The organism is Nocardioides taihuensis, assembly GCF_042657275.1.
GTDB lineage: Bacteria > Actinomycetota > Actinomycetes > Propionibacteriales > Nocardioidaceae > Nocardioides > Nocardioides taihuensis.
Genome location: NZ_JBHSKD010000024.1, coordinates 26,687 through 50,845 on the forward strand (window position 1 = coordinate 26,687; position 24,159 = coordinate 50,845).

Sequence of the window (24,159 nt, forward strand, 5' to 3'; positions counted from 1 at the left end):
GGGTGGTGGCGCGGTGTTGCACCCCACGGTGATTTCCCAAGCCCCGACGGGTTTGGCACCATTGACCCTTGGCTCCGGTTCACGCCCGCCCGCAGAGTGCGGTCACGGCGACCCGGCGGCTGTGAAAGGACTCCCATGAAGAAGGACATCCACCCGGACTACGTCCTCACCGAGGTGACCTGCACCTGCGGCGAGACGTTCACCACCCGGAGCACCTCCACGTCGGGCCACATCCACGCCGACGTGTGCTCGAAGTGCCACCCGTTCTACACCGGCAAGCAGAAGATCCTCGACACCGGCGGCCGCGTCGCCCGCTTCGAGGCCCGCTACGCCAAGGCCCAGCAGGGCAAGAAGTAGCTTCCACCGAGCGCCGGTCCGCAGCCCCTCCATGGGCTGGGACCGGCGCTCGTGCCGTTCCCACCTGTCATCACCGATCCGTCGGTCCAGCCTGAGGAGAAGCCGGTGTTCGAGGGTGTCGAGGGCCTGCTCGTCGAGCACGACGAGCTCGAGGGGCGACTCGCCGCGCCGGAGACCCACGCCGACGCCCGGCTGGCCAAGCGGCTCAACCAGCGCTACGCCGAGCTGTCGGCGATCATCGGCACCTGGCGCGAGTGGCGGAGCCTCGGGGACGACGTCGAGGCCGCGCGCGAGCTCGCCGCCGACGACCCGACATTCGCCGACGAGGCGGAGCAGATCGCGGTCCACCGGGCCGAGACCGAGGAGCGGCTGCGCCGGCTTCTGGTGCCGCGCGACCCGGCCGACGCCAAGGACGCGATCCTCGAGATCAAGTCGGGGGAGGGCGGCGAGGAGTCCGCGCTGTTCGCCGGCGACCTGCTCCGCATGTACAGCCGGTACGCCGAGCGGCGGGGGTGGACGGTCGAGCTGATCGACGCCACCGAGTCCGACCTCGGCGGCTACAAGTCCGTCACGCTCGCGGTCAAGGCCCGGGGGACGGCCGAGCCCGGCGAGGCGCCGTACGCCCTGCTGAAGTTCGAGGGCGGCGTGCACCGCGTCCAGCGGGTGCCGGTCACGGAGTCGCAGGGGCGGGTGCACACCTCGGCGGCCGGCGTGCTGGTGCTGCCCGAGGCCGAGCAGGTCGACGTCGTGGTCGACGAGCACGACCTGCGCATCGACGTGTTCCGCAGCAGCGGGCCCGGGGGCCAGAGCGTCAACACGACCGACTCCGCGGTGCGGATCACGCACCTGCCGACCGGCATCGTGGTCAGCTGCCAGAACGAGAAGAGCCAGCTGCAGAACAAGGAGCAGGCGCTCCGCATCCTGCGCTCCCGCCTGCTCGCGGCCGCCCAGGAGGAGGCCGACGCCGAGGCGAGCGCCGCGCGCCGCAGCCAGGTGCGCACCGTCGACCGCTCCGAGCGGATCCGCACCTACAACTACCCCGAGAACCGGATCTCCGACCACCGCACCGGCTACAAGTCCTACAACCTCGACCAGGTGCTCGACGGCGACCTGGGACCGGTGCTGGCCTCCTGCGTCGACGCCGACCTGGCGGCCCGGCTCGAGGCGCTCGAGCAGTGACCGCCGGCGCGACGCCGCGGCTGCTGACGACCGCGGCCGCGGGGCGCCTGCGCGAGGCCGGTGTGGCCAGCCCCGAGCACGACGCGGCCGAGCTGCTCGCGCACGTCCTCGGCACCACGCGCGCCGGCCTGGTGCTGGTCGAGGACGTGCCACCCCCCAGCGTCGCGGCGTACGACGCGCTGGTCGCGCGCCGCTGCGCGCGCGAGCCGCTGCAGCACCTCACCGGGGTGGCGGGCTTCCGTCACGTCGAGCTGGCCGTCGGCCCCGGCGTCTTCGTGCCACGGCCCGAGACCGAGCTGCTGGCGGGGTGGGCGGTGGAGCGCGCCCGCGAGCGCGAGCAGGCCGTGGTGGTCGACCTGTGCACCGGGTCGGGCGCGATCGCGCGCGCCGTGGCCGACGAGGTCCCCGGCGCGCGGGTCCACGCCGTCGAGCTCGACGCGGGCGCCCACGCGTGGGCGGAGCGCAACCTGGCGGGCACGGGCGTCGACCTGCGCCAGGGTGACATGGCCACGGCGTTCGACGACCTCGCCGGGACCGTCGACGTGGTGGTCTGCAACCCGCCCTACATCCCGCTCGAGGCGTGGGAGTCGGTGGCGCCGGAGGCCCGTGACCACGACCCGGCGGCGGCGCTCTGGTCGGGCGACGACGGCCTCGACGCGATCCGGGTGCTCGAGAGGCGCGCGGCCGTGCTGCTGCGGCCCGGCGGCGTGGTCGGCGCCGAGCACGCCGACCAGCAGGGGGAGAGCGCCCCGGCGGTCTTCGCGGCGACCGGGAGGTGGCTCGAGGTGCGCGACCACCGCGACCTGGCCGACCGTCCCCGCTTCCTGACGGCGCGACTGGCAGAGTGACCCCCGTGAGCAGGACCTACCCCACCGCCACCGACGACGAGCTCGAGAGCGCCCTGTCCGCGGCCAGCCTGGCGGTCCAGCAGGGGTCCCTGGTGGTGCTGCCGACCGACACCGTCTACGGCATCGGCGCCGACGCGTTCGACGTCGCCGCGGTGCGCGACCTGCTCGAGGCCAAGGGCCGCGGTCGCGAGATGCCGCCGCCCGTGCTGGTGAGCGCCGCGACCACCCTCGACGCGATCGCCGTCGGCGTCCCGGGGTACGCCCGTGCGCTGGTCGAGCGGTTCTGGCCCGGCCCGCTCACGCTCGTGTGCACCCAGCAGGCCTCGCTGCAGTGGGACCTCGGCGACACCCGCGGCACCGTCGCGGTCCGGATGCCCGACCACCCGGTCGCGCTCGCGCTGCTCGAGCGCACCGGCCCGATGGCGGTCAGCTCGGCCAACCTCACCGGGCGGCCGGCCGCCACCGACGCGGCCGCGGCCGAGGAGATGCTCGGCGACCACGTGAGCGTCATCCTCGACGCCGGTCCGGCCCCCGGCGGCGTCGCCTCGACGATCGTCGACGTCACCGGCCCGCACGGCCGCGTGCTGCGCCACGGCGCGCTGTCGCTCGACGACCTCAACGCCGTGCTCGAGCCGCTCGGCGCGACGATCGGCGACGAGACGGCCGGCGACGAGACGGCCGGGGACGAGACGGCCGGCGACGAGACGGCCGGCGACGAGACGGCCGGGGACGACGACGAGACGGCCGGTGGGGCCGCCGGGGCCGAGGGCGCGTGAGGGTCTACCTCCTCGTCTTCCTGGTCTCCGCGGTGGTGACCTACCTGCTCACCGTGGTGGCCCGCGAGATCGCGCTGCGCACCGGCGCCGTGGCCCAGGTGCGCGACCGCGACGTGCACGACGAGCCGATCCCCTACCTCGGGGGGCTGGCGATGCTCGGCGGACTGGGCGCGTCCTACCTCGTGGCGCGGCAGCTGCCCTTCCTCTCCGACGTCGCCGGGCCGTTCGTCTTCCGCGACGCCGGCTACGTGCTGGTCGCGGGCGCGATGATCTGCGCGGTCGGGGTGCTCGACGACCTCTTCGAGATCGACGCGCTCTCCAAGCTCGGCGGCCAGGTGCTCGCGGCCGGCTTCCTCATCTACTCCGGCATCCAGTTCACGCTGTTCACCTCCAGCGACGGCAGCCAGTTCGCCCTGGACCCCGCCCAGGGCGCGCTGCTGACCGCCTTCGTCGTCGTGGCCACCATGAACGCGGTCAACTTCGTCGACGGCCTCGACGGCCTCGCTGCCGGGGTGGTCGGCATCGGGGCGCTGGCCTTCTTCGCCTTCTGCTACCAGCTCGCCAACCTCAACGGCGTCACCCTGGCCACCACCGGCGCGCTGCTGAGCGCGATGCTCGCGGGGGCGTGCGCCGGCTTCCTGCCCCACAACTTCCACCCCGCCCGGCTGTTCATGGGCGACAGCGGCTCGATGCTGATCGGGCTGGTGCTCTCGGCCAGCGCGGTGACGCTCTCCGGGCAGTTCTCCGGCAGCCAGCTCACCCAGGGCGCCGACGGCTCGCAGGCCAGCCTGCTGCCGACCCTGCTCCCGGTGCTGCTGCCCATCTCGATCCTGCTGGTGCCGATGGCCGACCTGCTGCTCGCCGTCGTACGCCGCACCCGCGCCGGGCGCTCGCCGTTCGCCCCCGACAAGCAGCACCTGCACCACCGCCTGCTCGAGATCGGCCACTCCCAGCGGCGCGCGGTCTTCATCATGTGGCTGTGGGCCGGGCTCGTCGCCTTCGGGACGGTCCTCGCCAGCCTCTACACCGGGCCGGTGATGTGGGCCGCCCTGGTCACCGGGGTCGTGGTGACCGTGGCGCTGACCTTCCTGCTCCCGGTGGTGCACAAGCCGAGCGTCCACCTGCCGGACGAGGCCTCGTCGCAGGCCTGACGCCGGGCGTCCGGGGTCCCCGAGCGGCGCCGGTTTCCAGCCTCCGGAGACTTTGTGCTAGTTTTCACAAGCGCTCCCCGAAGCGCTCCAGCACCGCCAACTCGACCCCTCGTGAGGACGGCCGCCACCCATGACGACCGCGCTGCACAGGCCCCGTCCCGGCCGCCTCCGGACCCCCTCGGTCCCCCGGTCGGAGCGCCCCTCGCGCTGTGGTAGTTTCGCGCAGTCGTCGGTCTGTGCAGAGGCCGCTGGTGTCGCCTTCCCCGACGACACAGTCCTGTCCGACGAAAGCGACCTGGGTGAATGGCCGATGAGCGCTCCGACCAGAGCCTGCGGGGGCGCGACCTCGTCGGGCTTGGTGGCCTGCTCGCCGGCTGCGTGGTCGTCTTCACCGGCCTCGGCCTGCTCGTCGACGACGCCGCCGGCACCGCGCCGGTCTTCGCCGTCACGGGCGTCTTCCTCGGCATCGCGCTGGGCGGCCTCGCGTTCTGGCTCCGCGTCCGGGCCGTGCTGCGCGGGTGAGCGTCGATGAGCGAGCCCACGACCCCGACGACCGCGGGGGAGCAGACCCCGCCCACCGCCGTGTCGCCTGACGCCGGCGGCGCCGGGTCCGACCTGCCCGAGAAGGCGTCGGTCCTGCAGGTCGTCAAGGACCAGAAGAAGACGATCCTCGTCGCCGTCACGCTCGTGGTCGCGACCTACTGGGTCGCCGGCCAGTTCGGGGAGTGGCGTCTCGCCGGGTGCGTCGCCCTCGGCGTGCTGCTCGGCCTGGTCAACCACCTCGCCACCGAGTACTGGCTGCTCAAGATCATCACCTCGGGCGAGCAGCCCTCCCGCGAGACCATGATGGCCTCGACCATGGTGCGCCTCGGCGTGCTGTCGGTGGTCGCCATCGGGGCTGCGGTCGTGCTCTGGCCCGACGGCATCGGCCTGCTGCTGGGCCTCGCCATCTTCCGCCTGATCGCCCTCGTGCTGACCAGTGTCCCGCTGCTGAAGGAGCTCAAGAAGCAATGATCGGCCTGCTGCTGCCCCTCGCCGCCGACGAGCCCGCCATCGAGATCGGGCACCACGTCACCCGCGAGTGGAACGGATGGACCTTCAACATCGACACCATCGCGTCGACGCTGGTCGCCGGCGGCCTGGTGCTGCTGCTCGGCTTCCTGGTCAAGCGCCACGTGACCCGCGAGCCCGAGAACTACGTGCCGACCAAGCTCCAGCTGATCTGGGAGGGCGTCGTCGGTCAGGTGAACAAGCAGGTCGAGGACAACCTCGGTCGGGTGCACCCCTTCGTGGCGCCCCTGGCGATCTGCCTGTTCTTCTTCATCCTCTTCGCGAACTGGATGGAGCTGCTGCCCACCAAGATCAACGACGACACCCACCTGCTCGTGGCGCCGACCGCCGACACCAACCTGACCTACGCGCTCGCCGCGATCACGATGGTCAGCGTGTGGACCTACGGCATCCGGCAGCAGGGTGCGGGCACCTACTTCAAGCACTTCGCCCAGCCGTTCCCGATCTTGCTGCCCCTCAACATCCTCGAGGAGCTCATCAAGCCGATCACGCTGGCCCTCCGTCTCTTCGGCAACATCTTCGCCGGCGGCATCATGCTCGCGCTGATCGCGATGATCCCGATGTACGCCCTCTGGCTGCCGAACATCCTGTGGAAGTCCTTCGACGCCGTCATCGGCGTCATCCAGGCCTTCATCTTCGCCCTGCTGGCCGTGCTCTACTTCGCGATGGCCGGCGGCGGGCACGGTGAGCACGACGACGACCACGCCGAGCACGACGCTGCGGACGCCGACGCGGCCGCCGACGAGAAGACCCCCGCACTCGCGCACTGACCGGCGACCTGGCCGGTCGGGGCGTGGACTCAGCACGACCCGCAAGAGAAGAGAAAACACGGCACCCAGCGGGGTGCCCGACCAAGGAGTGACATGGCTACTACAGATACCGCTGACGCCATCAAGATCGCCGGTGCCTTCATCGGTGGCGGCATGGCCCTCGGCGGCGGCGCCATCGGCGCGGGTGTCGGTGACGGCCTCGCCGGTGCGTCGTACATCCAGGGCGTGGCCCGTCAGCCCGAGGCGCAGGGTCGCCTCCAGACCATCTTCTTCCTGACGGTGGGTCTGGTCGAGGCGATGTTCTTCATCAACCTCGCGTTCATGGCGCTGTTCGTCTTCGTCCTGGGGGCCTGAGCCACCCGCTGACGGCAACCCCGACCGCAAAGGATCCGATTCATGGCAAGCGTAACCAGCCAGCTCGTCCCGCTCGAGAGCAACTTCCTCGTGCCGAACGCGACGTTCTTCGTCGAGCTCGCTGCCTTCGCCCTGCTGCTGTGGCTCCTGGCCCGCTACATCATCCCGCCGATCAACCGCGCGATGACAGCTCGCCAGGACGCCATCCGCCAGCAGTTCGCGGAGCTGGACGAGGCGAAGTCCGAGGCGGACGCCGCGAAGGACGAGTTCACCTCGCAGATCGCCGAGGCCCGGCACGAGGCTGCACGCATCCGTGAGGAGGCGCGCGAACAGGGTGCCGCGATCATCGCCGAGATGCGCGAGCAGGCGCAGGCGGAGAAGGAGCGGATCCTCGAGAGCGCGCACGCGCAGATCGACGCCGACCGCAAGTCCGCGCTGACCACCCTCCGCGCGGAGGTGGGCACCCTCGCCACCTCGCTCGCGGAGCGGATCGTCGGTGAGAGCCTGCAGGACGACGAGCGCAGCGCGCGGGTGGTCGACCGGTTCCTCGCGGACCTCGAGACCCTCGAGTCCTCCGAGGCCGCCGCGGCGCAGGGCGGAGCGTCCTGATGATGCTGCGCGGTGCGTCGGCGGACTCGCTGGGCGAGCTGGAGCAGTCGCTCCCCTCGACCGGCACGCTCGCCGAGTCCGGCACGATGGGCGAGGAGCTCTTCGCGGCGGCCGGCGTGCTCCGCGCCGAGCCGGCCCTGCGCCGGGCGGCGACCGACTCCTCGGTCGACGCCGAGGCCCGCGCCGGCCTGGCCGGTCAGGTGTTCGGCTCCTTCGGGAGCCACGCGCAGCAGGTCCTGGTCGCGGCCGTCCAGCACCGCTGGACCGCCTCGCGCGACCTGCCCGCGGCGCTCGACCACCTCGCGGTCGTCGCGATGGTGCGCTCGGTCGGTGCCGACGGCGACCGGCTCGGAGACGAGCTGTTCGCGGTCGTGCGGCTGCTGGAGGAGAACCCCGAGCTCCGCTCGGCCCTCTCCGACCGGTCGCGCACCGCTGCGGACCGGGCCGCGCTGCTGACCGGGATCCTCGGTGACCGGGTGCTCCCGGCCACGGCCCGGCTGGTCGAGCAGGCCGTCGCGGCCGGAGGCAGCGTCGAGCGGGTGCTGGGTGACTACCAGCAGGTCGCGGCCTCCTCGCAGCAGGAGCTGCTCGCCGTGGTGCGCACCGCGCACGAGCTCGGCGCGCACGACCTCGGCCGCCTCTCCGCGGCGCTCGGCAAGCAGTACGGCAGTACCGTCCACCTGCACGTGGTCGTCGACCCCGAGCTGGTCGGCGGGCTGCGGATCGAGATCGGCGACGACCGCATCGACGGCACCATCTCCAGCCGCATCGACGACGCGCGGCGACGCCTGGTCGGCTGACGCCGCGCGCCAGGCCACCACACGAACTCCACGAAGACACAAGAGAGTAGGGAAGAGATGACGGAGCTCACGATCCGTCCGGAGGAGATCCGCGACGCGCTCCAGAAGTACGTCGCGGACTACCAGCCCGCGGCTGCCAGCAAGGAGGAGGTCGGCACCGTCGCCGAGGCCGGTGACGGCATCGCGCGCGTCGCGGGCCTGCCCTCGGCCATGGCGAACGAGCTGCTGGAGTTCGAGGACGGCACCCTGGGCATCGCCCTGAACCTCGACACCCGCGAGATCGGCGTCGTGATCCTCGGTGACTTCGAGGGCATCGAGGAGGGCCAGACGGTGCGCCGCACCGGCGAGATCCTCTCCGTGCCCGTCGGTGACGCCTTCATGGGCCGCGTGATCGACCCCCTCGGCACCCCGATCGACGGTCTCGGCGAGATCGAGTCCGAGGGCCGCCGCGCCCTCGAGCTCCAGGCGCCGACCGTGATGCAGCGCAAGTCGGTGCACGAGCCGCTCGCCACCGGCATCAAGGCGATCGACTCCATGACCCCGATCGGCCGTGGCCAGCGCCAGCTGATCATCGGCGACCGCGCGACCGGCAAGACCACGATCGCGATCGACACGATCATCAACCAGAAGCAGAACTGGGAGTCCGGCGACCCGGACAAGCAGGTCCGCTGCATCTACGTCGCCATCGGCCAGAAGGGCTCGACCATCGCCTCGGTGCGTGGCGCCCTCGAGGAGGCCGGCGCGCTGGAGTACACCACGATCGTGGCGTCCCCGGCGTCCGACAGCGCGGGCTTCAAGTACCTCGCGCCCTACACCGGCTCGGCCATCGGCCAGCACTGGATGTACGACGGCAAGCACGTCCTGATCATCTTCGACGACCTCACCAAGCAGGCCGAGGCCTACCGCGCGGTGTCGCTGCTGCTGCGCCGCCCGCCGGGCCGCGAGGCGTACCCCGGTGACGTCTTCTACCTGCACAGCCGCCTCCTCGAGCGCTGCGCGAAGCTCTCCGACGAGATGGGCGCGGGCTCGATGACCGGCCTGCCGATCATCGAGACCAAGGCCAACGACGTGTCGGCCTACATCCCGACCAACGTCATCTCGATCACCGACGGCCAGATCTTCCTGCAGTCCGACCTGTTCGCGGCGAACCAGCGCCCGGCCATCGACGTCGGTATCTCCGTGTCCCGCGTGGGCGGCGCGGCGATGACCAAGGCGATGAAGGCCGTCACCGGCTCGCTCAAGGTCGACCTCGCGCAGTTCCGCGCGATGGAGGCCTTCGCGATGTTCGCCTCCGACCTCGACGCGGCCTCGCGCCAGCAGCTCGACCGTGGCCAGCGCCTGATGGCGCTGCTGCGCCAGCCGCAGTACTCGCCGTACCCGCTCGAGGAGATGACCGTCTCCCTGTGGATCGGCACCAGCGGCCGCCTCGACCGGGTGCCCACCGGTGACGTGCTGCGCTTCGAGCACGAGTTCATCGACTACCTGCGCCGCTCGCACGACGGCATCCTCGCCACGATCCGTGAGACGCAGAAGTTCGAGGACGACACCGAGCAGGCGCTGGCCAAGGCCTACGACTCCTTCCTCGACCAGTTCGAGACCTCCGAGGGTGGCTCGATCAAGGTCGGCCACGAGCCCGAGGCCGAGGCGCTGGAGGACGAGGACCAGGAGCAGATCGTCAAGCAGAAGCGGGGCTGACCCATGGCCCTTTCGGTGCGCGAGTACCGCGCGCGGATCAAGTCGACGGAGTCGATGAAGAAGATCACGCGTGCCATGGAGCTCATCGCCGCGTCCCGCATCATCAAGGCGCAGCAGCGGGCCCAGTCGGCCGCGCCGTACGCGCGTGAGCTGACCCGGGCGGTCTCCGCGGTGGCGACGTACTCCAACGTCGACCACCCGATGACCCGCGAGGCGGAGAACCCGACGACGGCGGCGGTGCTGATCGTGACCAGCGACCGCGGTCTGGCCGGTGCCTACTCCTCGAGCGTGCTCAAGGAGTCCGAGCGCCTCGCGGAGAAGCTCCGCGAGGAGGGCAAGGAGGTTCGCACCTACCTGAGCGGTCGCAAGGGCGAGGCGTACTTCCGCTTCCGCAACCGCTCGGTCGTGCGGTCGTGGACCGGCTTCTCCGACCAGCCGACCTACGACGTGGCCGCCGACATCGGCAAGGTGCTGATCGACGCGTTCGTCGCCGAGGAGGGCGAGGACGCCGTCGACGAGGTGCACGTCGTGTACACGCGGTTCCGCTCGATGCTCCTCCAGGAGCCCACCGCGGTGCGGCTGCTGCCCCTCGAGGTGGTCGAGGGCGAGGAGCGGCCCGACTCCGACGAGGTGCTGCCGCTCTACGAGTTCGAGCCCTCCGCGGAGGCGGTCCTCGACGGCCTGCTCCCGCAGTACGTCCAGAGCCGGATCTTCTTCGCCCTGCTGCAGGCTGCCGCCTCCGAGCTGGCGGCCCGCCAGAAGGCGATGAAGTCCGCGACGGACAACGCCGAGGAGCTCATCAAGAAGTACACCCGTATCGCCAACCAGGCCCGCCAGGCCGGTATTACCCAAGAGATCAGCGAGATCGTCGGCGGCGTGAACGCGCTGGCCGACGCCACCGCCGGGAGTGAGTGAGAGACATGACTGCAACGGTTGAAGAGACCAAGGAGACCGGCGCTGCGGGTGTCGGTCGCATCGCCCGGGTGATCGGGCCGGTCGTCGACGTGGAGTTCCCCGTGGACTCCATGCCCGAGATCTACAACAAGCTGGAGGTCGACCTCGAGCTCGGCGGCGAGACGAAGGTGCTCTCGGCCGAGGTCGCGCAGCACATCGGTGACGGCATGGTCCGCGCCATCTCGCTGCAGCCGACCGACGGCCTCGTCCGCGGCGCCCAGGTGCGCGACACCGGCTCGCCGATCACGGTGCCGGTGGGCGACGTGACCAAGGGCCACGTGTTCAACATGCTGGGCGACGTCCTCAACCTGAAGGAGGGCGAGGAGTACGACGTCAAGGAGCGGTGGTCGATCCACCGCAAGGCGCCGGCCTTCGACCAGCTCGAGTCGAAGACCCAGATGTTCGAGACCGGCATCAAGGTCATCGACCTGCTCACCCCCTACGTGCAGGGCGGCAAGATCGGCCTGTTCGGTGGGGCCGGCGTGGGCAAGACCGTCCTCATCCAGGAGATGATCGCGCGCGTCGCCAAGGACCACGGTGGTGTGTCGGTGTTCGCCGGTGTCGGCGAGCGCACCCGTGAGGGCAACGACCTCATCGCGGAGATGACCGAGGCCGGCGTCATCGGGCAGACCGCGCTGGTGTTCGGCCAGATGGACGAGCCGCCGGGCACCCGCCTGCGGGTCGCGCTGTCCGCGCTGACGATGGCGGAGTACTTCCGCGACGTGCAGGGCCAGGACGTGCTGCTGTTCATCGACAACATCTTCCGGTTCACGCAGGCCGGTTCGGAGGTCTCCACGCTGCTCGGCCGGATGCCGTCCGCGGTGGGCTACCAGCCCAACCTCGCCGACGAGATGGGCACGCTCCAGGAGCGGATCACCTCGACGCGTGGTCACTCGATCACCTCGATGCAGGCGATCTACGTGCCCGCGGACGACTACACCGACCCGGCGCCGGCCACGACGTTCGCGCACCTCGATGCGACCACGGAGCTCTCCCGCGAGATCGCCTCGCTCGGCATCTACCCGGCCGTGGACCCGCTGACCTCGACGTCGCGGATCCTCGACGCCCAGTACATCGGGCAGGCGCACTACGACTGCGCGATCCGGATCAAGCAGATCCTGCAGCGCAACAAGGAGCTCCAGGACATCATCGCGATCCTCGGTGTCGACGAGCTGTCCGAGGAGGACAAGATCATCGTCTCGCGGGCGCGCCGCATCCAGCGGTTCCTCTCGCAGAACACCTACGTGGCCAAGCAGTTCACCGGCATCGAGGGTTCCACCGTGCCAGTGGGCGACACCATCGAGGCGTTCAACAAGATCGCCGACGGTGACTACGACCACGTGGCCGAGCAGGCGTTCTTCATGTGCGGTGGTCTCGACGACGTCGAGAAGAAGTGGGCCGACATCCAGAAGAGCCTCTGATCGCCGGCACGACGCCGCCGACGATCTGACGAAAGGATGCACTGATGGCTGACGATCAGCTCCAGGTGGAGCTCGTCGCCGCCGACCGGACCGTGTGGTCCGGCCAGGCGACGATGGTCATCGCCCGCACCACCGAGGGAGACGTGGGCGTGCTGCGCAACCACGCACCCCTGCTCTCGCTGCTCGTCGACGGCGTCGTCGAGGTCTCGCCGGTCGACGGTGACCGCTTCGCGGCCGCCGTCGACGGCGGGTTCGTCTCGGTGGCGAACAACCGGGTCTCGATCCTCTCCGAGCACGCCGTGCTCGGCTCCGAGGTGGACGTCGCGGCGACGCGCGCCGAGCTCGAGGCCGCCGAGAGCGAGGACGGCGAGGAGGCCGAGGAGCGGGCCCGCCGCGCCGAGGCGCGCATCCGGGCCGCCGAGAAGGCCTGACCGAGGACGACCGAGGCACGAGCCGCAGGAAGGGGATCGGATGCCGCTGTGGCAGTGGCTGCTCGACGCAGTCGGTGTCCTGCTCGTCCTGATCCTGCTGTACGGCGTCGCGCTCGTCGTACGCCGTCGCCTCCTGTCGCGCCACGGAGGCACGTTCGAGCTCAGCTACCGCGTCCGGTCCGGGAGGGCCGGGCGCGGTTGGCTTCTCGGGCTGGGGCGCTACTCCGGCGAGTCGCTGGAGTGGTTCCGCATCTTCTCCCTCTCCCCGCGCCCCAAGCGCTCCTGGGCGCGCTCCGTGATGACCTTCGACAGCCGTCGTGACCCGGAGGGGCCCGAGCAGGGCTCGCTCTACCCGGACCACGTCGTGGTCGAGTGCGGCACCCCGGCCGGGCCGGTCGAGCTCGCGATGAGCCCGTCCTCGCTGACCGGGTTCCAGGCCTGGCTGGAGGCCGGCCCTCCGCGACCCGCGCAGGAGATCTGAGGGTGGCGGCGCCCGACGTGCTCCGGGCCCGCAACGCCGTCGCCCTGGTCTTCGTGCTCAACGGCTTCTGCTTCGCGGCCCTGGTCACCCGCCTCCCCGACATCCGGGGCGATCTGGGGCTGACCAACGGCCAGCTCGGGCTGCTCCTGCTCTGCAACGCGGCCGGCTCGGTGCCGTCGATGCCGGTCGCCGGACGGCTGATCGAGCGCTGGGGGGCCGGCGCCGTGGTCCGGGGCGGGGCCGTGCTGGTGACGGTGGGCCTCACGGTGGTCGCCCTCGGCGCCTCCACGCTCGGGGCGGCGCCCGTCGTCGGCGTCGGGCTCTTCACCTACGGCGTCGGCACCGGCGTGTGGGACGTCTCGATGAACGTCGAGGCGGCCGCGGTGGAGCAGCGGCTCGGCCGCACGGTGATGCCGCGCTTCCACGCCGGCTGGAGCATGGGCAGCATCGCGGGGGCCGCGCTGGGCATCCCGGTGAACGCCCTCGACGTGCCGCTGCTGCTCCACCTCGGCCTCGTCGCGGGCGGCGCGCTGGTCGCGGTCGTGGTCGGGACGCGGGCCTTCCTCCCGGCGGGGGTGCCGCACGGCGACGAGGGGCTGGCGACCAGTCCCGGGCGCTCTGCCTGGCTCGAGCCCCGCACCCTCGCGATCGGGCTGATGGTGCTGGCCTTCGCCCTGACCGAGGGCGTGGCCAACGACTGGCTCGCCCTCGCCCTCATCGACGGCTACGACGTCGAGGACTGGGTCGGGGTGGCCGGCTTCGCGGTGTTCGTGACCGCGATGACCGCCGGGCGCCTGGTCGGCACGACGGTGCTCGACCGCTACGGCCGGGTCCCCGTGCTGCGGGCGACCGCGCTGGCCGGCATCGCGGGCGTGCTGCTCGTCGTCCTCGGGGGCTCCGCGCCCCTCGTGCTGCTGGGCATCGTGGTCTGGGGCCTCGGCGCCTCGCTCGGCTTCCCCGTCGGCATGAGCGCCGGCGCCGACGACCCGCTGCGCGCCGCCCGCCGGGTGAGCGCCATCTCCACGATCGGCTACACGGCGTTCTTCGCCGGCCCACCGCTCATCGGCTGGGTCGCCGACCGCGTCGGCACGCTGGACGCCCTGCTGGTCGTCGCCGCCCTGCTGGTGCCGTCGTTCCTCGCCATCACCGCTGCCCGCGAGCCCGAGAAGTCCGCCGCGCGCTGACCCGTCGCCCCGTGGGCGAGGGACAGCGTCACAGGTCGAGGTGGTCGACCGCGCTGACGGCGAGGGCGGTGACCATGTCGACGTACGCGGCGGTGCGGGAGAAGAGCCCGCGCAGGTCGGCGGCCGGGAAGCGGAGCACGACGTGCGTGACGTCGTACTCCTCGTCGACGCTCCAGGTCCGGATCTCGGGCTCGACGTCCTCGCGCAGCACGATGCTCAGCACCACGCCGCCGAGCCGTCCCCGCGAGGCGAGGTAGTCGGGATGGCGGACCACCAGGGCCACCGCCTCGTCCCAGTCGGGGTCCTCTACCCGGACGCGTCCCCGGGCGGGGTCCTCCCCGGCGTCGTCCCCCTCGACCCAGGTCGTGGTGACGCCGTACGGCACGTCCCCGGTGCACCACTGCAGCCACAGCAGGGGGTCGCCGTGGCCTGCCTGCTCCTGCTCGTCGGCCGCCACCGGGTCAGGAGTCGCCGCGCTCGCCGCCGGGCACCCAGAGCACGTCGCCCTGCGCCCGGTTGGCGTGGCGGGCGAGGATGAAGAGCAGGTCGGAGAGGCGGTTGAGGTAGGTGATCGCGAGGTGGTTCATGGTCGCCTCGTGCTCGCGCCAGGCGGCCCACGCCGACCGCTCCGCCCGCCGTACGACGGTGCGCGCGACGTGGAGGTGGGCCGCGGCCAGCGTGCCGCCGCTGAGGATGAACGAGCGCAGGGCGGGCAGGTCCTCGTTGTAGTGGTCGCACCATCCCTCGAGCCGGTCGACGTAGGCCTGCTCGATCCGCAGCGGCGGGTACTCCGGGTCGGTCACCACCGGGGTGCAGAAGTCGGCGCCCACGTCGAAGAGGTCGTTCTGCACGTGCGTGAGCACCGCCACCACGTCGTCCTCGAGCCCGCCGACCGCCAGCGCCACGCCGAGGCAGGCGTTGGCCTCGTCGACGTCGGCGTAGGCGTGCAGCCGGAGGTCGTTCTTGGTGGTCACGCTCATGTCGCCCAGGCGCGTCTCACCGCCGTCGCCGGTGCGGGTGTAGATGCGCGTCAGGTTGACCATGCCGAGGAGCGTATCCGGGCCGGGGGCGCGCCGGTCACGGCGTCGAGGCAACCATTCCGGTGTGACGTGCGTCTATGGTGTGTACAACAGCCTTCCGGTCACACGTGGCCGGAGATCGGGGGATCAGGGCATGGACACGACCGGCGGCACCCGGCTCGACGTGGTCCACGACGGGACCACGCTCGTGCTCAGTGGCGACTTCGACGCGCAGAGCACCTTCGAGGTGCGCAACGCGCTGCACCTCCTCCTCGCCGGCCACGAGCAGGACGTCGTGGTCGACCTGACCGAGGTGTCCCGCGTCGACGTGATCGCGCTCAAGGTGCTCGCCTACGCGACGCACGAGGCCGGCCGGGCGGGTCACCACGTGACCCTGCGCGGCTGCGGACCCGCCGTGCGGCGGCTGCTGCACAAGTCCCGCCTGATCCGCCTCGTGGAGCTCGAGCGCGAGGCCGCCAGCGCCTGACCCTCCGCCCGCGAGGGCATCGTGGTCGCTGTGGACAACCCCACACGTCCACGCGGTTACCTACCGGTAGGTGCTGGCCTACGCTGCCGAGCATGACCGAGTCCTCGCCCGCACCCAGCTCTGCGAACGCCGCCGGACGGCCGCCGAAGGACCGTCCCTGGGTGATGCGCACGTACGCCGGGCACTCGAGCGCCGCGGCCTCCAACGCGCTCTACCGCACCAACCTCGCCAAGGGGCAGACCGGCCTCTCGGTCGCCTTCGACCTGCCGACCCAGACCGGCTTCGACCCCGACTCGCCGCTGGCCCGCGGGGAGGTCGGCAAGGTCGGCGTCCCGGTGCCGCACCTCGGCGAGATGCGGCGCCTCTTCGAGGACATCCCGCTCACCGCGATGAACACCTCGATGACGATCAACGCCACCGCGATGTGGCTGCTCGCGCTCTACCAGGTCGCCGCCGAGGAGCAGCAGGGGCTCGGCGTCGACTCCTCCGACGAGGAGCGCGCCGCGGTCGCCGCGCAGCTGGCCGGCACCACGCAGAACGACATCATCAAGGAGTACCTCTCGCGCGGGACCTACGTCTTCCCGCCGGAGCACTCCCTGCGCCTGATCGGCGACGTGATCGCCTACACGGTCCACCAGATCCCGAAGTGGAACCCGATCAACATCTGCAGCTACCACCTGCAGGAGGCCGGCGCCACGCCCGAGCAGGAGCTGGCCTACTCCCTGTGCACCGCGATCGCCGTCCTCGACACCGTCCGCGAGTCGGGCCAGGTCTCCGAGGAGGACTTCGGCAAGGTCGTCGGCCGGATCTCCTTCTTCGTCAACGCCGGCGTGCGCTTCGTCGAGGAGATGTGCAAGATGCGCGCCTTCGTGCAGCTCTGGGACGAGCTGACCCGCGACCGCTACGGCGTCGAGGACCCGAAGATGCGCCGCTTCCGCTACGGCGTCCAGGTCAACTCCCTCGGGCTCACCGAGGCGCAGCCCGAGAACAACGTCCAGCGGATCGTGCTGGAGATGCTCGGCGTGACGCTGTCCAAGGACGCCCGCGCCCGCGCCGTCCAGCTGCCGGCGTGGAACGAGGCCCTCGGCCTCCCGCGTCCGTGGGACCAGCAGTGGTCGCTGCGGCTGCAGCAGGTGCTCGCCTACGAGTCCGACCTGCTCGAGTACGACGACCTCTTCGCCGGCTCCCACGTGGTCGAGGCGAAGGTCGCCGAGCTCGTGGCCTCGGCCCGGACCGAGATGGACCGGGTGCAGGCGATGGGCGGTGCGATCGCGGCCGTCGAGTCCGGCTACATGAAGCAGGCGCTGGTCTCGGCCCACGCCGCCCGCCGCGCCCGGATCGAGAGCGGCGAGGAGGTGATCGTCGGGGTCAACAAGTTCGAGACCACCGAGCCGTCGCCGCTCACCGCCGACCTCGACGCCGCGATCATGGCGGCCGACCCGGAGGCCGAGGCGTCGGCGCTCCGCTCGGTGGAGGAGTGGAAGGCCCAGCGCGACGAGGCGGCCGTGACCGAGGCGCTCGCCCGGTTGGCGGCCGACGCCAAGACCGACGCCAACCTGTTCCCGGCGACCCTCGCGGCCGCCCGCGCCGGAGCGACGACGGGGGAGTGGGCCGGCACGCTGCGCGAGGTCTTCGGGGAGTTCCGCGCCCCCACCGGGGTCTCCGGAGCCGTCGGCGCCCTGTCGACGGTGGGCTCGGCCGGGGCCGAGCTGGCCGCGGTCCGCGAGCGGGTGCGCACGACCGGCGAGGAGCTCGGCGGCCCCGGCGGCCGGCTGCGGCTGCTGGTCGGCAAGCCCGGTCTCGACGGCCACTCCAACGGCGCTGAGCAGGTCGCCGTCCGCGCGCGCGATGCAGGGTTCGAGGTCGTCTACCAGGGCATCCGGCTCACCCCGGAGCAGATCGTCGCGGCGGCCGTGGCCGAGGACGTCCACTGCGTGGGGTTGTCGATCCTCTCCGGCTCGCACATGGAGCTGGTGCCGCTGGTCCTCGACGGGCTGCGCGAGGCAGGGCTCGAGGACGTGCCCGTGGTGGTCGGCGGCATCATCCCCGACTCCGACGGCCGCCGGCTGCGCGAGCTCGGCGTGGCCGCGGTCTACACGCCCAAGGACTTCGGGCTGACCGGCATCATGGGCGGGATCGTCGATGTGATCCGGGCCGCGCACGGCCTCGACTGACTGATCGCTCGGCACCCTGGCGCCGCTGGCGCTCGACCGCGAGCAGCTACCAGCCCCAGCTGCCCGGGACGCCCTTGAACGGACCGACCACCCGGCTGGTGATCCAGCCGCCGTAGAAGTCGCCCTCCTGGGCGACGACGACCTCGCCGTCGACGGTGCAGCGGTCGACCGCCCCGGGCATCACCGCCACGTGGTCGACGAGCGCCTCGAAGCCCGGCATCGGCGTGGCGTAGGTCCACGCCGCCCGCTCGGCCGTGCGGGCGGGCGTCACGAGGTCGAAGTAGCTCGCCCGGCCCTTCCACTCGCAGCTCGTCGTGCCCGCGACCGGCCGCAGCACCCCGTCCGGGAACGCCGACCGCGGGAGGTAGTAGGTCGGCGGGTGGCTGGTCTCCAGCACGCGGTACGACGCGGTGGTGCGGGCCACGAGCTCGCCGCCGAGGTGCACCTCCACGGTCTCGGTGCTGGGCTCGACCCGTGGCGGGCGCGGGTAGTCCCACACCGACTCCTGGCCCGGACCGGCCGGCTCCGGCCGTACGCGTGCTCTCACGGGCGCGACGCTACCCGCGGGTCGGTGACCATCCGCCGCACCTCTGCCAAGGTAAGGCTGTCCTAACTCTCATGCTAGGGTCGCGACCATGGGCAAGAAGAAGGGCAAGGGCGCGAAGGCTTCGGTGAAGTCGCCGAAGTCGAAGTGCTGCGTGTCCAGGCAGCGGTGCCAGCGCTGCCCCATCCGGATGCTCAAGGAGGGCACGCTGCCCGAGGGGTATACGGTCAGGAAGCGCAAGCTGGTCAAGGCCAAGAAGGCCAAGCAGGACAAGAAGCAGCCGCTCGCTGCCTGACCCAGGAGCCCTCGTGCCCGCACCCCGCTTCGTCGAGCAGCTCAACGCCCAGATCGGGAACGAGCTGGCCGCCCACAACCAGTACCTCGCCTGCGCGGTCTACTACGACGCGCTGACGATGCCGCAGATGGCGGCCTTCTTCTACGCCCAGGCGCTCGAGGAGCGCGACCACGCGCTGATGATGGTCCGCTACCTGCTCGACACGGACGCCGAGGTCGTGGTCCCCGGCGTCGACGCGCCGACCCCGGCCTTCGACGACCTCGTCGCACCGGTGGCGCTGGCCCTCGCGCAGGAGAAGCGGGTCACCGAGCAGATCAACGGCCTGCTGCGCACCGCCCGCGAAGAGTCCGACTTCGCCTCCGAGCAGTTCCTCCAGTGGTTCATCAAGGAGCAGGTCGAGGAGGTCGCCACGATGAGCGACCTGCTCGCCGTGGTCACCCGCAACCGCGACGACATCGAGGACATCGAGGAGTACGTCGCCCGCGAGCACAGCGCCGAGGGCGCCGACCCCACTGCGCCGAGGATCGCCGGCGCGTAGTCCCGGTCCAGGGCTGGGCGCCCGTAGGCCGTCCCGGCTGGATCGTGGGGCCGTGAAGCGTGACGGAACGTTGATCGAGCGTATGCTCGAATCTTGACGTTCCGTGGCCGGAATCGTCGGCGGTCGCGGGTTGTCTGGCCACATGACCACCACCACCGACTGGGCGCCTCCCGGTGTGACCGGCGCGCACCTGGTGGTGACCGCGGTCGCGCGGCTGCGCGACGAGCTGGAGCCGGTGGCGGGGGTCTCGGTGCTGTCCATGGGTCCCGAGGACGTCTCCCGGGCGTTGGGCGACCTCGCCGCCCTGGGTGCGCAGGTGGCGGCACTCGAGCTCACCGTGGTCGCGCAGGAGGACCGGGTGCAGGCCGGCGACGGCGTCGGGGCCACCACGACCGGGAGCTGGTGGGCGGTGGCGACCCGGCAGACCCGGGCGGCGGCGGCTCGCAAGGTACGGCTCGCGGCCGCGCTGGACGGTGCCCACGAACCGGTGCGGGACGCGATGGCGCAGGGCGGGTGCTGCCCGACCAGGCGCAGTGATCGTCGACGCCGTGGACGCCCTGCCCCCGGAGCTGGTGGACCCCGCGTCCGGGACGAGGCGCGTCGTCACCTGATCGCGGCGGCGGCCGAGCATGACGCGAAGGCCTTGAAGGTCCTGGGTCGTCGGATCCTGGAGGTGGTGGCCCCCGAGGTCGCCGAGGCCCACGAGGCCCGCCTGCTGGAGGCCGAGGAAGCCCGGGCGAACGCTGCGGCACGGTTCACGATGTCCGAGGACGGCCCAGGGCGGGTGCACGGACGGTTCACCCTGCCTGCCCTGCACGGGGCGATGCTGCGCACCCAGCTCGACGCCCTCTTCCACGCCCACGACGGCGACACCCGGCGGACGGCGCTGCCGCACCGCCGGGGGCTGGCGTTCGCCGCGTGGGTCGAGCGGTGCCCGGTGGACCGGTTGCCGGCCACCGGCGGCGGAGGTCGCGGCCACCGTGGTGGTGACGATGACCATCGAGTCGCTCCTGGGCGGCCTGGGCTCCGCGGCCCTGTCCACCGGTGGGGTGATCTCCGCGGCCGAGGCGCGGCGGCTGGCGTGCGCGGCCGGGATCATCCCCGCCGTGCTGGGCGGCACCTCGCAGGTCCTCGACCTGGGCCGCAGACGCCGCTTCCACACCGAGAGCCCCAACGCATCGCGCTGGCACTTGCGCGACCGCGGCTGCACCGCCAATGGGTGTGACCGGCCACCCAGTGCCTGCCAGGCCCGCCACGACATCCCCTAGTCCCGGGGTGGCCGCACCAGCGTGGCGAGCGGCCGCCTGCTGTGCCCGAGCCACCACCGCAAGATCCACGACCCCGCCTACCACCACACCCACCGACCCGACGGCAAGGTCACCTTCCACCGACGCACGTAGGCCGACTCCGGGGTGTCCTGCACGTCCTCTCGGAGGCCGCGGGCCCTCGAGGACCCCGAGAGGAGGCGCGTCACGCACCGGTAGGCCAGACTCTGCGCATGGTGACGCAGCCGTGAGGATCTCGGTCGTGGGCGCCGGCGTGGTCGGGCTGACCTGTGCTGTCCGGCTGCTCGAGGCCGGCCACCGGGTCGACGTGCTCGCCCGCGACCTCCCGCTCGAGACGACGTCGGCGGTGGCCGCGGCGCTGTGGTACCCCTACCGGGCGCTGCCGCAGGAGCAGGTCACCGCCTGGGCCGCGACGTCGTACGCCGTCTTCGACGCGCTGTCAGACACCGATCCCGAGTCAGGGGTCAGGATGATGACCGGCACCGAGGTGCACGAGCAGGCCCAGCCCGACCCCTGGTGGCGCTCCGCGGTGCCGGCCCTCGACCACGAGACCGCGCTCCCGGCCGGCTTCGCGAGCGGGTGGACGTTCGTGGCGCCGGTGGTCGACGTGCGCACCTACCTGCCGTGGCTGGTCGGGCGCATCCACGACCTCGGCGGCACGCTGACCCGGATGAACCTGCGCGCGCTGCCCACGGGTGCCGACCTCGTCGTGAACTGCTCCGGGCTCGGCTCGCGGCTGCTGGCCGGCGACAAGACGGTCGTGCCCGCGCGCGGGCAGGTCGTCCGGCTGGCCCAGGTGGGGCTCGACCGGTGGTGGCTCGACGGCGCCGGACCGACGTACGTCGTGCCGCGCAGCGACGACATCGTGGTCGGCGGCACCGACGAGGAGGGCGACTGGAGCCGCACACCGTCGCCGGAGACGGCGGCGGAGATCCTGCGCCGCGCTGAGCGGATGGTGCCGGCCCTGCGGGGAGCGAAGGTGCTCGGGCACAAGGTCGGGCTGCGCCCGGTGCGGCCGGCGGTCCGGGTGCGGCGTGAGGGCGACGTCATCCACTGCTACGGGCACGGCGGCTCGGGCGTGACCCTCAGCTGGGGCTGTGCCGACCACCTCGTGCAGCTGCTCTGACGCTGCTCCCCGCGCGTCAGAAGAGGCGGTGGCTCGGGTCGTCGAGGCCGCGCAGCGCGTCGTAGTCGACGACGGCGCACGCGATGCCGCGGTCGGTGGCCAGCACGCGGGCCTGGGGCTTGATCTCCTGGGCGGCGAAGATCCCGCGCACCTCACCGCGTCCGGTCAGCAGCGGGTCGCGGTTGAGCAGGTCGAGGTAGCGCGTCAGCTGCTCCACGCCGTCGATCTCGCCCCGCCGCTTGATCTCGACCGCGACGCTCAGGCCCTCGGCGTCCCGGCACATCAGGTCGACCGGCCCGATCGCGGTCGGGAACTCACGCCGCACCAGCGTCAGCCCGGGTGCCAGGGTCGCCGGGTGCTCGGCGAGCAGCTCCTGGAGGTGCTTCTCGACGCCGTCCTTCTGCAGCCCCGGGTCGATGCCGAGCTCGTGCGAGGTGTCGTGGTGGATCTCCTCGATCAGGATCCGCAGCGTGTCGTCTGTCTTGCTGGTCACGGTCCACTCGACCTGACCGTCGTCGGTGGTGCCCTCCCGCAGCGAGCAGGGGGGCGACATCCAGTTCAGCGGCTTGTACGAGCCGCCGTCGGAGTGCACGAGCACCGACCCGTCGGCCTTGATCATCAGCACCCGGGTGGCCATCGGCAGGTGGGCGGTCAGCCGCCCGGCATAGTCCACCTGGCAGCGCGCGACGACGAGTCTCACGGGCGGTGAATCTACCCCGGTGTCCCGGCGCGGGCGTGACCGGACACACAGCCGGTCGCCCCGGGCCTCGTGGGATGATCCGGCCATGACCAGCGTCACCACTCCTGCGTCCTCCACCGGCTCCCGCACCTTCCGCACGATCGGCGTGATCGGCCTCGGCACCATGGGTGCCGGGATCGGCGAGGTGTTCGCCCGCAACGGGTTCGACGTGATCGGGGTGGAGGTCGGCGAGGAGGCGCTCGAGCGCGGGCGCCAGCACCTCGAGCACTCCACGAGCCGGGCCGTGAAGCGCGGCAAGATGACCGAGGAGGAGCAGGCCGAGCTGATCGGCCGGATCACCTTCAGCACCTCGCTCAAGGACCTGCACGACGCCGACTTCGTGGTCGAGGCCGTGGTCGAGTCGCTCGAGGTCAAGAAGGAGATCTTCCGCCAGCTCGACGAGATCGTCGCCCCGGACGCGATCCTGGCGACCAACACCTCCTCGCTCTCCGTCACCGAGATCTCGACCGCGAACTCGCGGCCGGGTCGCGTGATCGGCGTCCACTTCTTCAACCCCGCGCCGGTGCAGAACCTCGTCGAGATCGTCCGCACGGTCGTCACCGAGCCCGACGTCCTCGCCGACGTCCAGGAGCTCGTCGGCACGCTCGGCAAGAACCCCGTCGTCTGCGGCGACAAGGCCGGCTTCATCGCCAACACCCTGCTCTTCGGCTACCTCAACCACGCGGTCGCGATGTACGAGGGCCACTACGCCTCGCGCGAGGACATCGACGCCGCGATGCGCTTCGGCTGCGGCTACCCGATGGGTCCGTTGGCGCTCCTCGACCTGATCGGCCTCGACACGGCGTACGAGATCCTCGACACGATGTACAAGCAGGGCCGCGACCGCCTGCACGCGCCGGCCCCGCTGCTCAAGCAGTACGTCACCGCCGGCCTGCTCGGCCGCAAGTCGGGCCGCGGCTTCTACACCTACGAGGCGCCCGACAGCCCGGTGGTCGTCGCCGACGCCCACACGCCGAGCGCCGACGATGCGCCCCGGCTGCGGCACGACGTCAAGCGGGTCGGTGTGGTCGGCACCGGCACCATGGCGAGCGGCATCGTCGAGGTCTTCGCCAAGGCGGGCTACGACGTGCTGTACGTCGGGCGGGCCAAGGACAAGGTCGACGGCGTGGTCGCGACGATCACCCGCAACTTCGACAAGCAGATCCAGCGGGGCAAGGCGACCGAGGACGACAAGGTCGGCGTGCTCGGTCGGGTGAACGGCACCACCAGTCTCGACGACCTCAAGGACGTGGACCTCGTGGTCGAGGCCATCGCCGAGGACCTCGACGTCAAGACCACGCTCTTCGAGAACCTCGACGAGATCTGCAAGCCGGGCGCGATCCTGGCCACCACGACCTCCTCGCTGCCGATCATCTCCCTGGCGCGCGCGACCTCGCGCCCGCAGGACGTCGTCGGCATGCACTTCTTCAACCCCGCCACGATCATGAAGCTGGTGGAGGTCGTCTCCACCGTGGCGACCGACGAGGCCGTGACCGAGACCGTGCTCGCGCTGTGCGCCGAGGTCGGCAAGGTGGCCGTGACGTGCGGTGACCGCGCCGGCTTCATCGTCAACGCGCTGCTGTTCCCCTACCTCAACGACGCGGTGAAGATGCTCGAGGCCCACTACGCGACGGCCGACGACATCGACACCGCCATGAAGCAGGGCTGCGCCCTGCCGATGGGGCCCTTCGAGCTGCTCGACGTGGTCGGCAACGACGTGTCGCTGGCCATCCAGCGCGAGCTCTACCTCGAGTTCCGCGAGCCGGGCTTCGCGCCGGCGCCCCTGCTCGAGCACCTCGTCACCGCGGGCTACCTCGGCCGCAAGACCCAGCGCGGCTTCCGCGACTACTCGACGCGCTGACCCCGGGGA

General features: G+C 71.7%; 28 protein-coding genes. 24 read left to right on the plus strand and 4 right to left on the minus strand.

What is annotated here, in order from left to right; all coding sequences use genetic code 11:
* Positions 1-135: 135 nt before the first annotated feature.
* From rpmE to ACFPGP_RS17235, 17 genes are all read left to right on the plus strand, one after another.
* Positions 136-357, plus strand: a complete 222-nt coding sequence (gene rpmE, locus ACFPGP_RS17155; RefSeq protein WP_378592003.1) for a 50S ribosomal protein L31 — start codon at positions 136-138, stop codon at positions 355-357.
* A gap of 105 nt (positions 358-462) precedes the next feature.
* Positions 463-1,536: a peptide chain release factor 1 gene (gene prfA, locus ACFPGP_RS17160; RefSeq protein WP_378592005.1), complete on the plus strand. Its 1,074-nt coding sequence runs from the start codon at positions 463-465 to the stop codon at positions 1,534-1,536.
* The gene (prmC, locus tag ACFPGP_RS17165) at positions 1,533-2,384 is read left to right on the plus strand and encodes a peptide chain release factor N(5)-glutamine methyltransferase (protein ID WP_378592006.1); all 852 of its coding nucleotides are present in this window, start codon (positions 1,533-1,535) and stop codon (positions 2,382-2,384) included. Before prfA ends, prmC begins: the two co-directional genes overlap by 4 nt.
* A gap of 5 nt (positions 2,385-2,389) precedes the next feature.
* Positions 2,390-3,160: an L-threonylcarbamoyladenylate synthase gene (locus tag ACFPGP_RS17170; protein WP_378592007.1), complete on the plus strand. Its 771-nt coding sequence runs from the start codon at positions 2,390-2,392 to the stop codon at positions 3,158-3,160.
* Positions 3,157-4,311: a glycosyltransferase family 4 protein gene (locus ACFPGP_RS17175; protein WP_378592008.1), complete on the plus strand. Its 1,155-nt coding sequence runs from the start codon at positions 3,157-3,159 to the stop codon at positions 4,309-4,311. The genes ACFPGP_RS17170 and ACFPGP_RS17175 overlap by 4 nt, the downstream gene beginning before the upstream one ends.
* Before the next feature lie 303 nt (positions 4,312-4,614).
* Positions 4,615-4,833 (plus strand): AtpZ/AtpI family protein, encoded by a 219-nt coding sequence (locus ACFPGP_RS17180; RefSeq protein ID WP_378592009.1) that lies wholly within the window; start codon positions 4,615-4,617, stop codon positions 4,831-4,833.
* A 6-nt stretch (positions 4,834-4,839) separates the two neighbouring features.
* Positions 4,840-5,325, plus strand: a complete 486-nt coding sequence (locus ACFPGP_RS17185) for an ATP synthase subunit I (RefSeq protein ID WP_378592011.1) — start codon at positions 4,840-4,842, stop codon at positions 5,323-5,325.
* Positions 5,322-6,152 (plus strand): F0F1 ATP synthase subunit A, encoded by an 831-nt coding sequence (gene atpB, locus ACFPGP_RS17190; RefSeq protein ID WP_378592012.1) that lies wholly within the window; start codon positions 5,322-5,324, stop codon positions 6,150-6,152. The genes ACFPGP_RS17185 and atpB overlap by 4 nt, the downstream gene beginning before the upstream one ends.
* Before the next feature lie 93 nt (positions 6,153-6,245).
* Positions 6,246-6,506, plus strand: coding sequence for a F0F1 ATP synthase subunit C (locus ACFPGP_RS17195; protein WP_378592013.1), 261 nt, complete (start codon positions 6,246-6,248; stop codon positions 6,504-6,506).
* Positions 6,507-6,548: 42 nt separating this feature from the next.
* Positions 6,549-7,115, plus strand: a complete 567-nt coding sequence (locus tag ACFPGP_RS17200) for a F0F1 ATP synthase subunit B (RefSeq protein WP_378592015.1) — start codon at positions 6,549-6,551, stop codon at positions 7,113-7,115.
* Positions 7,115-7,915 (plus strand): F0F1 ATP synthase subunit delta, encoded by an 801-nt coding sequence (locus ACFPGP_RS17205; protein ID WP_378592016.1) that lies wholly within the window; start codon positions 7,115-7,117, stop codon positions 7,913-7,915. The genes ACFPGP_RS17200 and ACFPGP_RS17205 overlap by 1 nt, the downstream gene beginning before the upstream one ends.
* Before the next feature lie 57 nt (positions 7,916-7,972).
* Positions 7,973-9,610, plus strand: coding sequence for a F0F1 ATP synthase subunit alpha (gene atpA / locus ACFPGP_RS17210; protein WP_378592018.1), 1,638 nt, complete (start codon positions 7,973-7,975; stop codon positions 9,608-9,610).
* Between the two features lie 3 nt (positions 9,611-9,613).
* On the plus strand, positions 9,614-10,525 hold the full coding sequence (locus ACFPGP_RS17215; RefSeq protein WP_378592019.1) for a F0F1 ATP synthase subunit gamma: 912 nt from the start codon (positions 9,614-9,616) through the stop codon (positions 10,523-10,525).
* A gap of 5 nt (positions 10,526-10,530) precedes the next feature.
* Positions 10,531-11,985: a F0F1 ATP synthase subunit beta gene (gene atpD / locus ACFPGP_RS17220; protein ID WP_378592022.1), complete on the plus strand. Its 1,455-nt coding sequence runs from the start codon at positions 10,531-10,533 to the stop codon at positions 11,983-11,985.
* Between the two features lie 44 nt (positions 11,986-12,029).
* Entirely contained in the window at positions 12,030-12,416 is a 387-nt protein-coding gene (locus tag ACFPGP_RS17225) for a F0F1 ATP synthase subunit epsilon (RefSeq protein WP_378592023.1), read from the plus strand.
* A 40-nt stretch (positions 12,417-12,456) separates the two neighbouring features.
* On the plus strand, positions 12,457-12,897 hold the full coding sequence (locus tag ACFPGP_RS17230) for a DUF2550 domain-containing protein (RefSeq protein ID WP_378592024.1): 441 nt from the start codon (positions 12,457-12,459) through the stop codon (positions 12,895-12,897).
* Positions 12,898-12,899: 2 nt separating this feature from the next.
* Positions 12,900-14,081: an MFS transporter gene (locus ACFPGP_RS17235; protein ID WP_378592026.1), complete on the plus strand. Its 1,182-nt coding sequence runs from the start codon at positions 12,900-12,902 to the stop codon at positions 14,079-14,081.
* Positions 14,082-14,109: 28 nt separating this feature from the next.
* On the opposite strand, the gene ACFPGP_RS17240 is transcribed toward ACFPGP_RS17235, so the two are convergent.
* On the minus strand, positions 14,110-14,538 hold the full coding sequence (locus ACFPGP_RS17240) for a hypothetical protein (RefSeq protein WP_378592027.1): 429 nt from the start codon (positions 14,536-14,538) through the stop codon (positions 14,110-14,112).
* Positions 14,539-14,542: 4 nt separating this feature from the next.
* Complete coding sequence (locus ACFPGP_RS17245; protein ID WP_378592028.1) at positions 14,543-15,124, minus strand: cob(I)yrinic acid a,c-diamide adenosyltransferase; 582 nt, start codon at positions 15,122-15,124, stop codon at positions 14,543-14,545.
* Between the two features lie 130 nt (positions 15,125-15,254).
* On the opposite strand from ACFPGP_RS17245, the gene ACFPGP_RS17250 reads away from it, so the two are divergent.
* Together ACFPGP_RS17250 and ACFPGP_RS17255 are read left to right on the plus strand one after the other, a co-directional pair.
* Positions 15,255-15,587 (plus strand): STAS domain-containing protein, encoded by a 333-nt coding sequence (locus tag ACFPGP_RS17250; RefSeq protein ID WP_378592029.1) that lies wholly within the window; start codon positions 15,255-15,257, stop codon positions 15,585-15,587.
* A gap of 92 nt (positions 15,588-15,679) precedes the next feature.
* Positions 15,680-17,761: a protein meaA gene (locus ACFPGP_RS17255; protein ID WP_378592030.1), complete on the plus strand. Its 2,082-nt coding sequence runs from the start codon at positions 15,680-15,682 to the stop codon at positions 17,759-17,761.
* A 46-nt stretch (positions 17,762-17,807) separates the two neighbouring features.
* On the opposite strand, the gene ACFPGP_RS17260 is transcribed toward ACFPGP_RS17255, so the two are convergent.
* On the minus strand, positions 17,808-18,308 hold the full coding sequence (locus tag ACFPGP_RS17260; RefSeq protein ID WP_378592031.1) for a DUF427 domain-containing protein: 501 nt from the start codon (positions 18,306-18,308) through the stop codon (positions 17,808-17,810).
* Between the two features lie 88 nt (positions 18,309-18,396).
* Here ACFPGP_RS17260 and ACFPGP_RS17265 point away from each other — a divergent pair, with 88 nt between their 5' ends.
* The 4 genes from ACFPGP_RS17265 (at position 18,397) to ACFPGP_RS17280 (ending at position 21,550) form a co-directional block, all read left to right on the plus strand.
* A complete protein-coding gene (locus ACFPGP_RS17265) occupies positions 18,397-18,600 on the plus strand; it encodes a hypothetical protein (RefSeq protein WP_378592032.1) in 204 nt (67 codons plus the stop codon).
* A gap of 13 nt (positions 18,601-18,613) precedes the next feature.
* Entirely contained in the window at positions 18,614-19,138 is a 525-nt protein-coding gene (locus ACFPGP_RS17270; RefSeq protein WP_378592033.1) for a ferritin, read from the plus strand.
* Between the two features lie 992 nt (positions 19,139-20,130).
* Positions 20,131-20,406, plus strand: a complete 276-nt coding sequence (locus ACFPGP_RS17275) for a hypothetical protein (protein WP_378592034.1) — start codon at positions 20,131-20,133, stop codon at positions 20,404-20,406.
* A gap of 259 nt (positions 20,407-20,665) precedes the next feature.
* Positions 20,666-21,550 (plus strand): FAD-dependent oxidoreductase, encoded by an 885-nt coding sequence (locus ACFPGP_RS17280; RefSeq protein ID WP_378592035.1) that lies wholly within the window; start codon positions 20,666-20,668, stop codon positions 21,548-21,550.
* A gap of 16 nt (positions 21,551-21,566) precedes the next feature.
* Here the strand turns inward: ACFPGP_RS17280 and nucS are convergent, their stop codons facing one another.
* On the minus strand, positions 21,567-22,250 hold the full coding sequence (gene nucS, locus ACFPGP_RS17285; RefSeq protein WP_378592036.1) for an endonuclease NucS: 684 nt from the start codon (positions 22,248-22,250) through the stop codon (positions 21,567-21,569).
* An 85-nt stretch (positions 22,251-22,335) separates the two neighbouring features.
* Here nucS and ACFPGP_RS17290 point away from each other — a divergent pair, with 85 nt between their 5' ends.
* The gene (locus tag ACFPGP_RS17290; RefSeq protein ID WP_378592038.1) at positions 22,336-24,150 is read left to right on the plus strand and encodes a 3-hydroxyacyl-CoA dehydrogenase family protein; all 1,815 of its coding nucleotides are present in this window, start codon (positions 22,336-22,338) and stop codon (positions 24,148-24,150) included.
* Positions 24,151-24,159 lie beyond the last annotated feature (9 nt).

Bases quoted from the DNA above. Each gene is read 5' to 3' on its own strand.
- ACFPGP_RS17225 (WP_378592023.1), top strand. From the start codon at position 12,030: ATGGCTGACGATCAGCTCCAGGTGGAGCTCGTCGCCGCCGACCGGACC.
- ACFPGP_RS17215 (WP_378592019.1), top strand. From the start codon at position 9,614: ATGGCCCTTTCGGTGCGCGAGTACCGCGCGCGGATCAAGTCGACGGAG.
- ACFPGP_RS17180 (WP_378592009.1), top strand. From the start codon at position 4,615: ATGGCCGATGAGCGCTCCGACCAGAGCCTGCGGGGGCGCGACCTCGTC.
- ACFPGP_RS17200 (WP_378592015.1), top strand. From the start codon at position 6,549: ATGGCAAGCGTAACCAGCCAGCTCGTCCCGCTCGAGAGCAACTTCCTC.
- atpD (WP_378592022.1), top strand. From the start codon at position 10,531: ATGACTGCAACGGTTGAAGAGACCAAGGAGACCGGCGCTGCGGGTGTC.
- rpmE (WP_378592003.1), top strand. From the start codon at position 136: ATGAAGAAGGACATCCACCCGGACTACGTCCTCACCGAGGTGACCTGC.
- ACFPGP_RS17230 (WP_378592024.1), top strand. From the start codon at position 12,457: ATGCCGCTGTGGCAGTGGCTGCTCGACGCAGTCGGTGTCCTGCTCGTC.
- ACFPGP_RS17265 (WP_378592032.1), top strand. From the start codon at position 18,397: ATGGGCAAGAAGAAGGGCAAGGGCGCGAAGGCTTCGGTGAAGTCGCCG.
- ACFPGP_RS17275 (WP_378592034.1), top strand. From the start codon at position 20,131: ATGACCATCGAGTCGCTCCTGGGCGGCCTGGGCTCCGCGGCCCTGTCC.
- ACFPGP_RS17255 (WP_378592030.1), top strand. From the start codon at position 15,680: ATGACCGAGTCCTCGCCCGCACCCAGCTCTGCGAACGCCGCCGGACGG.
- atpB (WP_378592012.1), top strand. From the start codon at position 5,322: ATGATCGGCCTGCTGCTGCCCCTCGCCGCCGACGAGCCCGCCATCGAG.
- atpA (WP_378592018.1), top strand. From the start codon at position 7,973: ATGACGGAGCTCACGATCCGTCCGGAGGAGATCCGCGACGCGCTCCAG.
- ACFPGP_RS17290 (WP_378592038.1), top strand. From the start codon at position 22,336: ATGACCAGCGTCACCACTCCTGCGTCCTCCACCGGCTCCCGCACCTTC.
- ACFPGP_RS17245 (WP_378592028.1), bottom strand. From the start codon at position 15,124: ATGGTCAACCTGACGCGCATCTACACCCGCACCGGCGACGGCGGTGAG.
- ACFPGP_RS17250 (WP_378592029.1), top strand. From the start codon at position 15,255: ATGGACACGACCGGCGGCACCCGGCTCGACGTGGTCCACGACGGGACC.
- ACFPGP_RS17205 (WP_378592016.1), top strand. From the start codon at position 7,115: ATGATGCTGCGCGGTGCGTCGGCGGACTCGCTGGGCGAGCTGGAGCAG.
- ACFPGP_RS17185 (WP_378592011.1), top strand. From the start codon at position 4,840: ATGAGCGAGCCCACGACCCCGACGACCGCGGGGGAGCAGACCCCGCCC.
- ACFPGP_RS17195 (WP_378592013.1), top strand. From the start codon at position 6,246: ATGGCTACTACAGATACCGCTGACGCCATCAAGATCGCCGGTGCCTTC.